This window comes from Micromonospora sp. NPDC003816, from assembly GCF_042874705.1.
Taxonomy (GTDB): domain Bacteria; phylum Actinomycetota; class Actinomycetes; order Mycobacteriales; family Micromonosporaceae; genus Micromonospora.
This window is the reverse complement of the sequence record NZ_JBIANP010000006.1, coordinates 131,456-145,624: the sequence shown is the minus strand read 5'-3', so window position 1 is coordinate 145,624 and position 14,169 is coordinate 131,456. Positions and strand designations below refer to the sequence as shown.

At 71.3% G+C, this 14,169-nt stretch carries 11 protein-coding genes; 7 read left to right on the top strand and 4 right to left on the bottom strand.

The features are described 5' to 3' along the window. Nucleotides 1-73: 73 nt before the first annotated feature. Nucleotides 74-1,726, bottom strand: coding sequence for an alpha-amylase family protein (locus ACFYTT_RS20605; RefSeq protein ID WP_131054010.1), 1,653 nt, complete (start codon nucleotides 1,724-1,726; stop codon nucleotides 74-76). A 94-nt stretch (nucleotides 1,727-1,820) separates the two neighbouring features. Between ACFYTT_RS20605 and ACFYTT_RS20600 the strand changes: the two genes are divergently transcribed. Together ACFYTT_RS20600 and ACFYTT_RS20595 are read left to right on the top strand one after the other, a co-directional pair. Next, complete coding sequence (locus ACFYTT_RS20600) at nucleotides 1,821-2,411, top strand: DUF1349 domain-containing protein (protein WP_176095119.1); 591 nt, start codon at nucleotides 1,821-1,823, stop codon at nucleotides 2,409-2,411. Between the two features lie 58 nt (nucleotides 2,412-2,469). Then, nucleotides 2,470-3,129: a DedA family protein gene (locus ACFYTT_RS20595; RefSeq protein ID WP_387261186.1), complete on the top strand. Its 660-nt coding sequence runs from the start codon at nucleotides 2,470-2,472 to the stop codon at nucleotides 3,127-3,129. A 135-nt stretch (nucleotides 3,130-3,264) separates the two neighbouring features. Here the strand turns inward: ACFYTT_RS20595 and ACFYTT_RS20590 are convergent, their stop codons facing one another. Together ACFYTT_RS20590 and ACFYTT_RS20585 are read right to left on the bottom strand one after the other, a co-directional pair. After that, entirely contained in the window at nucleotides 3,265-4,668 is a 1,404-nt protein-coding gene (locus ACFYTT_RS20590) for a chitinase (RefSeq protein WP_387261183.1), read from the bottom strand. Between the two features lie 195 nt (nucleotides 4,669-4,863). Then, entirely contained in the window at nucleotides 4,864-6,282 is a 1,419-nt protein-coding gene (locus ACFYTT_RS20585) for a carbohydrate-binding protein (RefSeq protein WP_387261180.1), read from the bottom strand. 258 nt (nucleotides 6,283-6,540) lie between these two features. On the opposite strand from ACFYTT_RS20585, the gene ACFYTT_RS20580 reads away from it, so the two are divergent. The 5 genes from ACFYTT_RS20580 (at nucleotide 6,541) to ACFYTT_RS20560 (ending at nucleotide 13,239) form a co-directional block, all read left to right on the top strand. Then, complete coding sequence (locus ACFYTT_RS20580; protein ID WP_387261176.1) at nucleotides 6,541-7,689, top strand: glutamate--cysteine ligase; 1,149 nt, start codon at nucleotides 6,541-6,543, stop codon at nucleotides 7,687-7,689. A gap of 14 nt (nucleotides 7,690-7,703) precedes the next feature. Continuing rightward, a complete protein-coding gene (locus ACFYTT_RS20575; protein ID WP_387261173.1) occupies nucleotides 7,704-9,077 on the top strand; it encodes an FAD-dependent oxidoreductase in 1,374 nt (457 codons plus the stop codon). Nucleotides 9,078-9,163: 86 nt separating this feature from the next. Further along, a complete protein-coding gene (locus tag ACFYTT_RS20570; protein WP_176095125.1) occupies nucleotides 9,164-10,582 on the top strand; it encodes a WGR domain-containing protein in 1,419 nt (472 codons plus the stop codon). Next, the gene (locus ACFYTT_RS20565) at nucleotides 10,579-11,451 is read left to right on the top strand and encodes an aminoglycoside phosphotransferase family protein (protein ID WP_387261170.1); all 873 of its coding nucleotides are present in this window, start codon (nucleotides 10,579-10,581) and stop codon (nucleotides 11,449-11,451) included. Before ACFYTT_RS20570 ends, ACFYTT_RS20565 begins: the two co-directional genes overlap by 4 nt. A gap of 189 nt (nucleotides 11,452-11,640) precedes the next feature. Beyond that, the gene (locus tag ACFYTT_RS20560) at nucleotides 11,641-13,239 is read left to right on the top strand and encodes a ricin-type beta-trefoil lectin domain protein (protein WP_387261167.1); all 1,599 of its coding nucleotides are present in this window, start codon (nucleotides 11,641-11,643) and stop codon (nucleotides 13,237-13,239) included. A gap of 93 nt (nucleotides 13,240-13,332) precedes the next feature. Here ACFYTT_RS20560 and ACFYTT_RS20555 read toward each other — a convergent pair whose 3' ends face one another. Continuing rightward, nucleotides 13,333-14,139, bottom strand: a complete 807-nt coding sequence (locus ACFYTT_RS20555; RefSeq protein WP_131056550.1) for an Fpg/Nei family DNA glycosylase — start codon at nucleotides 14,137-14,139, stop codon at nucleotides 13,333-13,335. Nucleotides 14,140-14,169: the final 30 nt, after the last annotated feature.

The window sequence follows — 14,169 nt, the reverse complement described above, 5'->3', positions numbered from 1 at the left end:
CCACCGTGCGCCCACCTCCGGCCCACCGAGATCCCCGACCGGCCGGCGACGGTCGGGGAATCCGGTGCGGAGACTAGACGGACCAGGATCGACAGAGCCGGATCCACCGGTACCCGTGGCCGGCGATCTTGAGCTTGTCCAGCTTGCCCACGTCGTCGTAGTTGCGGTCGGCGAGCACGTCGATCGGCAGCTCCGCCTCCGACTCCAGCAGGCTCAGGTCGACCTCGGCGTCGTCGGTGCCCAGGTTGTGCAGGAAGACCATCGTGCCGGTCGGCCCGTCGGCCCGGTGCGCCAACACCCCCGCAGGCATGGGTACGTCGATGTGGGTGGTCGAGCCGAAGCCGATCTCCGGCGCCTCGCGCAGCGTACGGATCATCCGCTCGAACCAGCCGAGCAACGAGTTGCGGTCCCGTCGCTGCAGGGTGACGTTCACCTTCTCGTACCCGAACTCACCCTTGTCGATGACCGGGCGCACGAGCTTCTCCGACTCCGCCCGAGAGAAGCCGGCATTGGGCTCGTAGGACCACTGCATGGGGGTACGGATCGCCTCCCGGCCCGGCAGCGCCAGGTCCTCGCCCATCCCGATCTCCTCGCCGTACCGCAGCACGGGCGTGCCGCGCAACGAGAACTGGAGCGAGTACGCCAACTCGATGCGCCGCCGGTCGTTGCCGAGCATCGGCGCGAGCCGACGACGGATGCCCCGGTCGTAGATCCGCATGTTCTCGTCCGGGCCGAACTGCGCGTACACCTGGTTGCGCTGTTCGGCGGTGAGCCGGGACAGGTCGATCTCGTCGTGGTTGCGCAGGAAGGTGGCCCACTGGCCGCCCTCGGGCAGGGCCGGGGTGTCGCGCAGCGCCTCGATCACCGGCTCCGGGTCCTGGCGCGCCATGGCCAGCATCAGCCGCCCGTTGAGCATGAAGTCGAAGAGCATGTGCACCCGGTTCGCCGAGCCACCGCGGTCGCCGAAGAAGGCGGGCAGTTGGTCCGGCTCGACGTTCGCCTCGGCCAGCAGCACCGCGTCGCCCCGACGCCACTGCACGTGCTGGCGCAGCTCGGTGAGGAACTCGAAATCCAGCTCCGGGTTCGGGTCGCCGGGCTCGGTGCGCTCGATGATGAACGGCACCGCGTCCATCCGGAACCCGGCCACCCCGAGCTGGAGCCAGAACGACATGATCTTCTTGATCTCGGCGCGTACCTGGGGATTCGTGGTGTTGAGGTCCGGCTGGAACTTGTAGAAGCGGTGGTAGTACCAGGACTTGGCGGTCCGGTCGTAGGTCCAGGTCTCGTGCTGCTCGCCGGGGAAGACCATGCCCTGGTGCCGGTCCGCGGGCTCCTCGTCGGACCAGACGTACCAGTCGCGGTACGGCGAGTCCGGCGACGACCGGGCGGAGACGAACCAGGGGTGCTGGTCCGAGGTGTGGTTCACCACCAGGTCGATGATCACGCGGATGCCCCGGTTGCCGGCCTGGTGCAGCAGCTCGGCGAAGTCGCCGAGGGTGCCGAAGCGGGGGTCGACGTTGTAGAAGTCGGTCACGTCGTACCCGTCGTCACCGTTGGGCGACGGGTGGATGGGGTGCAGCCAGAGGCAGGTCACGCCCAGCCGGGCCAGGTAGTCCAGCCGGCCGATCAGACCCCGGATGTCGCCGACCCCGTCGGCGTCGGAGTCCGCGTACGTGTCGATGTCGAGGCAGTACACGACCGCCTCCGAGTACCACCTGTCAGACATGCCCGGGAACCTTCTCCGTACGGCTCGCCCGGCAAACCCGCCGAGGTCGCGGGCGGGGCCCCGCCGGGGGGCGGCTGCTCGGTACGGTGCCGTCATGCGGAGCATCGATTGGTCCAGCGGGACCTGGCACGGGCAGCCGGTGCGGACGACCCAGGAGCCGGCCGGCGTCCTGAGCGTCGAGCCGGGGGCGAGCAGCGACCTGTGGCGGCACACCAGCTACGGATTCGTGCACGACGACGCCCCGGCCCTGCTCACGCCCTTCCCGGTGGGCAGCGCGATGGAGGTGGACTTCCCGCTCGACTACACCGAGCAGTTCGACCAGGCCGGCGTACTCGTGTGGGTGGACGACCGCACCTGGGTCAAGGCCGGGGTGGAGGTCAGCGACGGCCACCCGCAGGTCGGTGCCGTGGTCACCCGGGACTTCTCCGACTGGTCGGTCGCCCCGGTGCCCGAGTGGGCCGACCACGAGGTGACGGTACGCGTCAGCCGCACCGGCGACGCGCTGACCGTACGCGCCCGGGTGGCCGGCGAGCAGTGGCGGCTGGTCCGGCTCGCGCCGCTCGCGCCCGACGCGGTCGCCTCCGCCGGGCCGTACTGCTGCTCCCCCAGCCGGGGCGGGCTGACCGTGCGCTTCACCGACTGGCGACTCGGCCCGGCCGACGCCGCCCTGCACCCCGAGGAGTAGCAGCGGCTTCGGGCGGGTAGGAGCCTTCCCTCTACGCCGATCCTCGCGGAGGCACCGGATGGCACTCGCCCAGGACGTCGACCCGAGCCAGATCGGTGGACTGACCGGCTGGGTGGCCGGTGTGATCGACGCGGGCGGTGCGGTCGGCGTGGCGCTGCTGGTCGCCCTGGAGAGCATCATCCCGCCGATCCCCAGCGAGATCGTGCTGGCGATGGCGGGATACCTGGCCGGCGAGGGCCGCTTCAACGTGGTCGTGGTGACCGTCGCGGCCACCGCCGGTTCCCTGCTCGGTGCGCTGGTGCTCTACTGGCTCGGCGCCGCGCTCGGCGAGGAACGGCTCAAACGCTGGCTCGACCGGCTGCCGCTGGTGGACCTGGAGGACCTGGAGAAGGCCGACCGCTGGTTCGAGCGGTACGGCCGGTGGGCGGTCTTCTTCGGCCGGATGGCACCGGTGGTCCGCAGCCTGGTGTCGGTACCGGCCGGCGCCAACCGGATGCCGCTGGTCGAGTTCGTCACGCTGACCACGCTGGGCAGCGGCATCTGGAACGGGCTGTTCATCGGGCTCGGCTACGCGCTCGGCTCGCAGTGGCACGAGATCGACCGCTACAGCTCCTGGTTCGACTACGGCATCATCGCCGTCTTCGTCTTCATGATCGCCTCCTGGGCGATCAAGAAGAAGCGCCGCCGCGCCCACCCCCGCACCCCCGTCTCCCGCTGACCTCGCGGCAGTGTCCCGCCCCGCCGTCAGCCCCCGCGATCATGGAGTTGTGGCTCTTGTTCTGACCACTTATGCGGCTTCTTCGGGAGCCACAACTCCATGATCGACGGAATGAGGTGGGGCGGGTTCAGGCGGTCAGGGGAGGGTGCGGAGGTGGGGGGCGACGGTGCGGGCGAAGGAGTTGTTGTGGGTGACGTCCCAGTTGATCGACCAGGTCATCGCGCCACGCAGGCCGGGGTAGGTACGCGGCGGACGGAAGCTGCCGCAGTTGGTGCCCCGGGTGAGGCAGTCCATCGCGGCGTTGACCACGCTGGGCGCGACGATGCCGCCACCGGCAGCCCCGGGACCGGCCGGCAGGCCGAGCCCCACCTGGTCGGGCCGTAGTCCCGCCTCCAACTGGACGCAGGCCAGCGCGACGATGAAGTTGACCGTGCCCTGGGCGTACGCGGCGTTGTTGTCGCAGCCGAGCATCGCCCCGGAGTTGTAGAACTGCGTGTTCACCACGGTCAGGATGTCCTTGATGTCCAGCGCCAGCTTGAAGTAGCTGGTGGTGGGGTTCTGCATGTCGATGGTCTGCGGCGCCATCGCGATGATCAGTCGGCTGCCCACCTTCGCCCGCAGGGAACGCAGCGCCTGCCCCATGTAGGTCGGGTTCAGGCCGTTCTCCAGGTCGACGTCGACGCCGTCGAAGCCGTAGCGCTGGATCAGCGCGTACACACTGTCGGCGAAGGCCACCGCGGACGCCGCGTCGTTCACCGCGACCCGGCCGGTCTCACCGCCGACCGAGATGATCACCTTCTTGCCGCGGCTCTGGAGGGTGCGCACGTCGGCGGAGAAGTCGGCGTCGGTGTAGCCGCCGAGGGCGGCGGACAGGCCCGGGTCGATGGCGAAGGAGACCGCGCCGGGCGTGGTGGTGGCGTCGGCGAAGGCGACCGCGACCAGGTCGTACTCGGTGGGCACGTCCCGCAGCCGCAGCTCGACGGCCGGGTTGTCGAAGTTGTGCCAGTACCCGGTGAGGATGTGCTTCGGCAGGCCGGTGACCGGCGGCGGGCTGGTCGGCGGCGGTGTCGTCGGAGGTGGCGTGGTGGGCGGCGGCGTCGTCGGGGGCGGGGTGGTCGGCGGCGGGGTGGTCGGGGTGGTGCCGCCGGCGCAGGCCGCGCCGTTGAGCCGGCAGTTCGCGGGTACGCCGGAGCCGCTGCCGAGGAAGCCGAAGGAGACCGACGCGCCGGGGGCGATGGTGCCGTTCCAGGAGCGGTTGGTGAACGTGTGGCGCTGGCCGCTGGAGGTCAGCAACGCGTCCCAGTAGCTGCCGAGCGTGGTGCCGCTGGGCAGGTCGAAGGCGAGGCTCCAGCCGTTGACCGTGCTGCTGCTGCCGTTGGTGATGGTGTACTTCGCCTCCCAACCGGAGCCCCAGTCGGACGTCTTGGCGAAGCTGGCGGTGACTCCGGCGGCGTACGCGGCGGGCGCCAGCCAGACCGCACCGAGTGCGGCGGCCAGTGCGCCGACCACTGTGAGCACCAGGGTTCTGGACCGTTTCATGTGAGCCTCCAGACCGGACGGAAATCCATGGGCATCGACCTGGCGCTCATTATTAAGACTGTTAACTATTTCTGTCCAGGGTTGGTGTGAGGTTGTTAGGAGGGGTCCCCTGCTATGCACGAGGCGTTAGCAGGGGACCCCTCCTTGCACGGACCCGCGTGAGCGACGAGCACCGCCCTGCCGGGCAGCGTGTGCTCAGCGGCGGAACTGGAACCAGTTGACGTTGACGAAGTCGTTCGGCTGGCCGCTGCTGAACGTCAGGTAGACGGTCTGCCGGCCGGTTACCGAGGTGACGTTGCCGGGCACCGAACGCCAGCTCTGCCACCCGCCGGTGTTCGCGAGGGCGAAGCTGCCGATCGGCGTACTCGTCGGGCTGCCGATCCGCACCTCGACCAGACCGCTCACGCCGGCCGCCGCGCCGGAGGCCACCCGGGCCACGAAGTCGCGCGGCGCGGTGGAGCCGAAGTCGACGTTGTCGAAGCGGACCCAGTCACCGTTGCGCAGCGCGGCGATGTTCTGCCCGCCCTCGGAGCACGCCTCGACGATCACGCCGTTCTGCGCGTTGTACGACTCGGCCTGGATGGTGCCGTACGCGTCCCGCACCCCGGTCGGGGGCGGGGTGGTCGGCGGCGGCGTGGTGGGCGGGGTGCTGCCGCCACGGCTGTAGACGGCCACGTAGTCGACGAGCATCGGCCGCCCCGGCACGGTGCCCGAGGTCGGCGTGGTGCTGCCGGCCACCCCGTTCGGGAAGGCGCCACCCATGGCCACGTTGAGCAGCAGGAAGTAGCCCGCGTGGCTGGTCATCTGCGACCAGTACGGCTCGCCGACCCGGGACTGGCTGACGGAGTGGTAGAGCTGCCCGTCGACGTACCAGCGCAGTTGCTGGGGGCTGGTCGAGGCGTCCCACTCGAAGCGGTAGGTGTGGAAGGCCGACTGGCAGGTGCTGCCGGGGCAGGCGCGGGAGCCGCCGATGCCGTTGAACTCGTCGCACGGGCCGCCGGGCGCCACGCCGCAGTGCAGCACGCCCCAGACGGTGTTGAGCCCGTTCACGTTCTCCATCACGTCGAACTCGCCGATGCCGGGCCAGTTCTGGTAGTTGCCCCGGTACGGCGAGCCGAGCGCCCAGAAGGCGGGCCAGTAGCCGGAGGCGGCAGCGCCGGTGACGTTGGGCATCTGGATGCGTCCCTCGATGGCGAGGATGCCGCCGCTCGGGGCCTTGAAGTTGCTGCGGACCGTCTCGATCCGGGCCGAGGTCCAGCGGCCGGAGCTGTCGCGCAGCGGCGTGATCCGCAGGTTGCCGGCGCCGTCGTGGCTGACGTTCGCGGTGCTGTTGGTGTACGTCTGGATCTCGCCGGTGCCCCAGTTGGGCGGCCCGCCCGGGTAGCTGGTGCCGGTGTCGATGATCCAGTTGTTGGACGACGGGAGGGTGCCGGCGGCGCCGGTGAAGTCGTCGCTCCACACCAGGCTCCACCCGGACGGGGGCGTCGGCACGGCGGCGTCGGCGGTCGCGGCGAGCCCGGCGACGCCGGTGACGGTGGCGGTGATCAGGGCCAACGCGAGCCGCAGTCGGCGTCGCGCGGGCAGGGCGGCGGGCGCCGCCGGGGCAGGTGTCATGGGACGTACCTCTCTGCGGGACGGAGGTGTGAGAGCGCTCTCTCAGGAGTTGTACGTCCCGCCCGAAGAGTTGTCAATGTCGATCGGTGGTGCTCCGGTTCCGCCGGATGTTAGGAGGGGTCCCCTGCTATGCACGAGGCGTTAGCAGGGGACCCCTCCTTGCACTGAGCAGGGCGGGTTTCTCCGGACCACCACGGGGGGTAATTGCCGGCCGACGGCGCGGACGTACCGCCCCGGCAGAAGCGGACGGTGGTAGTGATGGTCAGGCAGGTGGCGACGGCGCCGACCCGGCCGGTCGAGGAGACCGACCTGCTCACGGTGGGAGTCGAGGAGGAGTTCCTGCTGGTCGACCCGAACGGTGGCGCCGCGGTGCCCGCCGTCGAGGCGGTCATGGAACAGGTACCGGCGGAACTGCACGGCCAGGTCGAACGCGAGTTCCAGACCAGCCAGATCGAGATCGGCAGCCCACCCGGGCTGGAACTCTCCTCGATCCGGCACTCCCTGGCCCTGCTCCGCGCCGGGCTCGCCGACGCCGCCGAGCGGGCCGGTGCCCGACTGCTCGCCATCGGCACCGGGCCGATCGGCGGACCGGTGCCGCCGGTGGTGGACAAGCCCCGCTTCGACCGCATGATCGAGCGGTACCGGCTGCTGGTGCCGGGGCCGGGCAACAACGGCATGCACGTGCACGTCGGGGTGCCGGACCCGGACACCGGGGTGCAGGTGCTCAACCACGTCCGGCCGTGGCTGCCGATCCTGCACGCGGTGACCACCAACTCGCCGTTCTCCGCAGGCGAGGACACCGGGTACGCGAGCTGGCGCTCGATCGAGTGGGAACGCTGGCCGTCGGTGGCGCCGACCCCGTTCCTGACCTCCCACCACCACTACCGACGGCTGATCGACCAGCTGATCGGCAGCGGGGTGATGCTCGACGAGGGGATGCTCTACTGGTATGCCCGGCTGTCGGCCAAGTACCCGACGGTCGAGCTGCGCATCGGCGACGTCTGCCCGACGGTGGACGACGCGGTCCTGGTCGCCGGCCTGGTCCGCGCGCTGGTGGCGACCGCGCTGGACGACATCGCCGCCGGACGGCCGCCGCTGCCCGCCGACCACCACCTGCTGGTCGGCGCGCACTGGCGGGCCGCGCACGACGGCATGGAGGGCGACGCGGTCGACCTGGCCACCGGTGAGCTGCGCCCGGCGTGGGACCTGCTGAACCAGCTCGTCGGTCGGCTCGGCCCGGCGCTGGACCGGCACGGTGACCTCGCCGAGGTGACCGAGCTGCTGGACCGGCTGCGGGAGCACGGCACCGGCGCGACGCGGCAGCGTGCGGTGTTCGCGCGTACCGGTCGGTTGGAGGACGTGGTGGCGGACGTGGCGCGACAGACCCGGGGCGAGATCCCCGGCTGAGGAGGAGGATGGCCGTGGCGGAACGGTTGATCGTCGTCGGCGGGGACGCCGCCGGCATGGCGGCTGCCGCCCAGGCGCGGCGCCGCCGCGGCCGGGAGGACCTGGAGATCGTCGCGTTCGAGCGGGGGCACTACACCTCGTACTCGGCGTGCGGCATCCCGTACTGGATCAGCGGGCTCGTCGCCGACGCGCAGCAGCTCGTGGCCCGCGACCCGGCGACCCACCGGGAGAAGTACGACATCGACGTCCGGCTCCGGCACGAGGTCACCGAGATCGACCTGGACCGCCGCGAGGTGGTCGCCCGCGATCTGGACGGCGGCGGCGAGGTCCGGGAGGGCTTCGACACCCTGATGTACGCCACCGGCGCGGTGCCGACCAAGCCGGACTGGGCGCGTACCGACGCGCTCGGGGTCTTCGGGGTGCAGACGCTCGACGACGGCGCGGCCCTGCGCACGTGGCTGGAGGCCGACCCGAGGCCGCAGCGCGCGGTGGTGGTCGGCGGCGGCTACATCGGCGTGGAGATGGCCGAGGCACTGGTCCGACGTGGGCTGTCGGTGACCCTGGTCGAGCGCGACGAGCAGCCGATGTCGACCGTGGACCCGGACATGGCCACGCTCGTCACCGAGGCGATGCGGGGTCTCGGCGTGGACATCCGCACCGGCGTGCAGGTCGAGTCGCTCGGTGTCCGCGACGGCCGGGTCAGCGAGGTGGTCACCGACGACGGCCCGATCCCGACCGACGTGGTGGTGCTCGGCCTCGGCGTACGCCCCAACACCGCGCTCGCCGAGGCCGCCGGCATGCCGCTCGGCCCCACCGGCGGCATCCGGGTGGACCGCCGGATGCGGGTGGCCGAGGTGCCCGGGGTGTGGGCCGCCGGGGACTGCGTGGAGACCCTGCACCGGGTCAGCGGCATGCCGGTGCACGTGCCCCTCGGCACCCACGCCAACAAGCAGGGCCGGGTGGCCGGCATCAACATCGGCGGCGGGTACGCCACCTTCGCCGGGGTGATCGGCACGGCCGTGGCCAAGGTCTGCGACCTGGAGGTCGGGCGGACCGGGCTGCGGGAGCGGGACGCGCTGGCGGCCGGCTTCGAGTTCGTCTCGGTGATCGCCGAGTCGACCAACCGGGCCGGCTACTACCCGGGCGCCCGGCCGATGACGGTCAAGCTGATCGCCGAACGCCCCAGCGGGCGGCTGCTCGGTGCCCAGATCGTCGGCTGGACCGAGGCGGCGAAGCGGATCGACACGTTGGCCGTGGCGCTGTGGAACCGGATGACGGTGGACGACATGACCGCGCTCGATCTCGGCTACGCCCCGCCGTACGCCCCGGTCTGGGATCCGGTGCTGGTCGCGGCCCGCAAGGCCGTCGACGCGCTCGACCCGCGCTGAGGTCTGCTCGGATCTCTGTCGGTGGGGGTGGCTAGGTTGTGCCTGCCGCCCCAGACAGGGCGGTGCCGACCCCTCGGAGGACCCGCATGTCGCAGGAGACGACCTACCTCGAACTGTCCGAGACGGACGGAGCGCACAAGTTCTACGAGGTGGTGGTCGACGACACCACGCTGACCGTGCGCTACGGCCGGATCGGCGACCAGGGTCAGGTCAAGACCTCCGGCTACCCGGACAACGTGCGGGCGCGGGCCGCCGCCGCGAAGAAGATCGGCGAGAAGGTCCGCAAGGGGTACGCCCCGGCGGTGCCGGGCGTCCGCCAGAAGCGTTCGGTGTCGCGGCGGCAGATCGTCAGCACCCGCTCGACCGCCCGCACCGCCCCGGTGCTGTGGCGATACGACTCCGGCGCTCCCGCGTTCGGCATCTTCATCGACGGCCGCACCTGCACGGTCGGCAACGAGCGGGGCGTCATCACCACGCTCGACCACGACGCCCGGGTGCTGGACCAGGTCCGGCTGCCCGACGGGGTGAAGTGCATCGTCGCCGACGACGCCTGGATCTACGCCGGCTGCGACGACGGCAACGTCTACGACCTCTCCGGCAAGATCCCCCGGGTGGCGTACACGATCGCCCCCGACATCGACATCTACTGGCTGGACATCCACGACGGCGTGCTCGGTGTCTCCGACGCCGACGGCGGGATCGCCGCCGTCGACCACGAGGACGAGTTCCTCTGGCGTCGGGGCGGGCGCGGCAGTTCGGCCTGGATGGTGCGCTGCGACAGCGACGCGGTCTACCACGGCGACTCGACCGGGGTCAGCGGCTACGACTGGCGCACCGGGCAGGAGCTGTGGCACACCCGCACCGGCGCGGTGCTGTTCGGCTGGCAGGAGCGCGACGCGGTGTTCGCCGGCACCGCGACCCGCGAGGTGGTCCGCATCGGCAAGGACGGCCGGCACGCCCGCACCTACCGCGCCGACGCGGCGGTCTTCTCCTGCGCCACCGCCTCCGACGGCCGGTACGTCTTCGCCGGTGACAGCCAGTCCTCGATCTACTGTTTCGCCGAGGACGGCACCCGGTTGTGGAAGCTCGGCACGGGCTGCGGCTCGGCGTACTCCATGCAGTATCACGACCAGCGCCTCTACGTGGTGACCACCAGCGGCCATCTGGCCTGCATCGACGCCAGCGAGCCGGCGATCCGGGCGGCCGAGGCGGGCAGCGTGCCGACCGTGGTCGACGTGAAGGCACCGGCCCGGATGCCCGAGCCGGCGGCCGTCACCCAGGTCGAGATGGTCGCCGACGGCGGTGACGGGGTGATCGTCGAGTGCGTCGAGCAGGGCGGTCGGCTGCGGGTGCACGTGCTCTCCGCCGGCTACCACCAGAACTGGTCGGTGCAGTTCCCCAAGGGCATCCGCCAGCCGGGCGCCCGCTACCTGGTCACCGAGGTCCGCGAGTCCGGCCGGGGCGGTTTCTACCGCGCCTACGGCGACATCCGCCGCCTGCGATGACCCACCCGGTGCGGATCCCCGACGAGTTGACCTGGTTGCGCTCGATGCCGGGCGGTCCAGAGTGGTTGGCCGGGCTGCCGGAGCGGCTGACCACCTGCGCCCGGCACTGGTCGCTGCGGGTCGGGCCGCCCTTCGGGCACGGCACGACCTCGCTGGTGGTGCCCGCTGACCTGCCCGACGGCACCCGCGCGGTGCTCAAGTTGCAGTTCCCGGACTCGGAGAGCGAACACGAGGCGACCGCGCTGCACCACTGGGACGGCGACGGTGCCGTCCGGCTGCTCGCCCACGACCCCGACCTGCGGGCGCTGCTGATCGAGCGTTGCGATCCCGGTACGCCGTTGCGCGTACTCCCCCTGGACGACGCGGTGGACGCGGTGGTGGCGCTGCTCCCGCGCCTCTGGCTGCCCGCAGATCGGCCGTTCCTGTCGCTGGCCGAGGCGGTGCGGGGCTGGGCGGTCCGGCTACCGGCCGCCTGGGAACGGGCCGGGCGACCCTACGAGCGGCGGTTCGTGGACCTCGCCCTCGACCTGCTCACCGGGCTGGCCGCCAGCCAGGGCGAACAGGTGCTGGTCAACCAGGACCTGCACGCCGCCAACGTGTTGCGGTCCACCCGCGAACCGTGGCTGGCGATCGACCCGAAACCGCTCGTCGGCGAGCGGGAGTTCTCGGCGGTGCCGATGGTGCGCGGCACCGAGTTGGGCCACTCCCCCGCAGCCGTGCGCCGCCGACTGGACCGACTCAGCGCCGAGTTGGGCCTGGACCGGAGCCGGGTACGCGACTGGACGATCGGCCACACGATGGCCTGGAGCATCGCCGGTGACACGGTCTTCACCGACCACATCGAGATCGTCCGCTGGCTCCTCGACTAGTGCCTGTCTCCTGAGGGCGGCCGGCCGGTCCTCAGGAGACGGGCCCCGAGCGCGGAGGACGTCCCCCGGTCCGCCGTAGGATCCGGCCGTGATCCGTGCCCCGGAAAAGTATGTCGGCGAGGTCGTGAACGCGAAGCGGTCAGGATCCGTCGCCACTGGTGTCGCCACGCCGAAAGGGATGGCCTACCTGTGACACGCGACCTCCTCCTCAAGAAGCTCAAGCTGGAGCGGATGCCACGCCGGTTCGTGGCGTTCGTCCTTGCCGCGCTGGCGCTCCTCTCCGCCGCCACCGCCGTCGGTTTCGGCGTCGCCTCCGCCCGTGACGACGTGCTTGTCGGCGACGCGGTCACCGACAAGCAGATGACGGTGCTCATCGCTGCCGCCGGGTCCTGCCCGACGCTGACACCGGCGAGGCTCGCCGGGCAGCTCATGGCGGAGTCCGGGTTGGACGACCGGGCGGCGACGACCATCTCCGGCGGTCAGGGCATCGCCGGTCTCGAAGACGACAAGTGGAAGACGTGGAAGCCGTGGCCGGACGCCCGACGCTCCGACATGTCGGCGAACATCCTGGCCCTCGCCCACCAGATGTGTGACCTCACCGGTCATCTCCGACTGGCGGGTGCCGCCGGTGACCAGTGGCGTCTCGCGGTGGCGGCCTTCCACGTCGGGCTGAACCCCGTCGCCGAGGTGCGCGGGGTGCCCGACGCCGCCACGACCTACGTCGACCGGGTCAGCGCCTACGCCGGGTACTACGGCAAGCTGCGGCAGTTCGGTGGGCCCGGTGAGACCGACCGGACGGCACCGGCCGCCGAGGCGAAGGGGGTTCCCGCCGAGTACGTGCAGCACATCAACCGGGCGGGTTCGCTCTGCCAGGAGGTGACCCCACCACTGGTCGCCGCCCACATCATGGCGCAGTCCGGGTTCGACGCGAACCGGCTCGGTGCGACCGGTCAACGCGGCGTCGCGCAGTTCCGGTCGGACATGTGGCAGTCGTACGGGCCGAAGGGTCGTTCGGTGTGGGAGCCGGAGGTCGCCGTCCCCACCATGGGCTACGCCCTGTGCAGCCTGGTCCGCGAGCTGTCCGGCCTGAAGGGTGACCCGCTTCAGTTGGCGCTCGCCGCGTACCGCAACGGCACCACGGCGGTACGGCAGAACGGTGGCACCATCGACCGGCAGACCGAGACGTTCCTGCGGTCGGTGAAGACCTTCACCGACGTCTACGCGCTCGACAGCCGGCTGACGGCGAACCTGCCGACCAGCCCCTCCCCCTCACCCACCCCGTCGCCGTCCGGGTCCCCGAGCCCGAGTCCGGACGCCAGCCCCTCCGGCAGCCCGAGCCCGAGCAGCCCCAGTACTGCGGGGGCGAACGCGGGCGCATCGACGCCGCCGGCCCCCGACCCGAAGCCGACGCGCCCGGCCGACGCGGTGCAGATCCTGCACGTACAGACGAAGCGGTGCGTCAGTTCCGGCGCTGGCGACGGGATGCAGCTCAGGCTGCGCACCTGCACCGAGGATCCGGCGCAGTGGTGGACCTTCCGCAGCGACGGGACCATCCGTTCCCGTGGTCTCTGCATGGACATCGCCTGGGGTGGTTCCGAGGACAACACGGTGGTGCAGGCGACCACCTGTAGCGGCAACCCTGCTCAGCACTGGCAGATGAACTCGAAGGGCCGCATCGTCAGCAAGCTGAACGGCAAGGTCCTCGACACGATCATGGCCGACCCGAACAAGCCGCTCATCATCTACACCGACAAGGGCTACGCCGACCAGAACTGGCGCAAGCAGTAGTAGCACCACCCCGGATCGGCGGGCGCGAGCACCGTCGCCGGGCGTTAGGAAGGGTCCCCTGCTATACGCGAGGCGTTAGCAGGGGGCCCTTCCTTACATCTGGCACGTCGAGCACCAGTACAGGTTGCGGGCGCCGAGGGTGCCCCGGCTGACGGCGGTGCCGCAGACGTGGCAGGGCTGGGCGGCACGGCGATAGACGTACACCTCGCCGCCGTGCCGGTCGACGCGGGCCGGGCGGCCCATCGCCTCGGGCAGGTGCGCGGCGCGAACGGTGTCGATGCGACCGGCGGCGACGGCGAGCGTCATCAGCTCGACCAGGTCGGCCCAGATGGCGTCCCAGGCGGGACGGCTCAGCTCCCGGCCGGGCATCCTCGGCGGCAGCCCGGCGCGGAACAGCGCCTCCATCACGAAGATCAGACCGGTGCCGGCCACCACCGACTGATCGAGCAGCAACGAGGCCAGCGGCGTGGAACTGCGCCGGATCCGGTCGTACGCGCGGTCCGGGTCGGCATCGGCACGCAGCGGATCGGGGCCGAGGCGGGCCCGCAACGCCGCCACCTCGGGCGGGGTGAGCAGCTCACACGCGGTCGGCCCGCGCAGGTCGAGCCAGTGCCGGTCGCTGGCCAGCCGCAGCCGGATCTGCCCCACCGGCTCCGGCGGCTCACCGTCACCGTCGGTCACCTTGCCGTAGAGACCGAGGTGTACGTGCAGGGTCCGCTCACCGGCGTAGTGGTGCAGCAGGTGCTTGCCGTACGCCTCGGTGGCCTCCAGCACACTCCCGGAGAGCAGCGCGGCACCCTCGGCGAACCGGCCCTGAGGGCTGGCGGCGAGCACCTTGTCCCCGGCGAACAGCTCGGCGTGCCGAGCCGCCAGGCGATGGATCGTATGTCCCTCTGGCACGACACCAAGCGTAGTCAGCCCGCCGTCGTG

Excerpts from the sequence above, each read along its gene's own strand:
- ACFYTT_RS20570 (WP_176095125.1), top strand. The coding sequence starts at position 9,164 with ATGTCGCAGGAGACGACCTACCTCGAACTGTCCGAGACGGACGGAGCG.
- ACFYTT_RS20585 (WP_387261180.1), bottom strand. The coding sequence starts at position 6,282 with ATGACACCTGCCCCGGCGGCGCCCGCCGCCCTGCCCGCGCGACGCCGA.
- ACFYTT_RS20595 (WP_387261186.1), top strand. The coding sequence starts at position 2,470 with ATGGCACTCGCCCAGGACGTCGACCCGAGCCAGATCGGTGGACTGACC.
- ACFYTT_RS20600 (WP_176095119.1), top strand. The coding sequence starts at position 1,821 with ATGCGGAGCATCGATTGGTCCAGCGGGACCTGGCACGGGCAGCCGGTG.
- ACFYTT_RS20580 (WP_387261176.1), top strand. The coding sequence starts at position 6,541 with ATGGTCAGGCAGGTGGCGACGGCGCCGACCCGGCCGGTCGAGGAGACC.
- ACFYTT_RS20590 (WP_387261183.1), bottom strand. The coding sequence starts at position 4,668 with ATGAAACGGTCCAGAACCCTGGTGCTCACAGTGGTCGGCGCACTGGCC.
- ACFYTT_RS20605 (WP_131054010.1), bottom strand. The coding sequence starts at position 1,726 with ATGTCTGACAGGTGGTACTCGGAGGCGGTCGTGTACTGCCTCGACATC.
- ACFYTT_RS20565 (WP_387261170.1), top strand. The coding sequence starts at position 10,579 with ATGACCCACCCGGTGCGGATCCCCGACGAGTTGACCTGGTTGCGCTCG.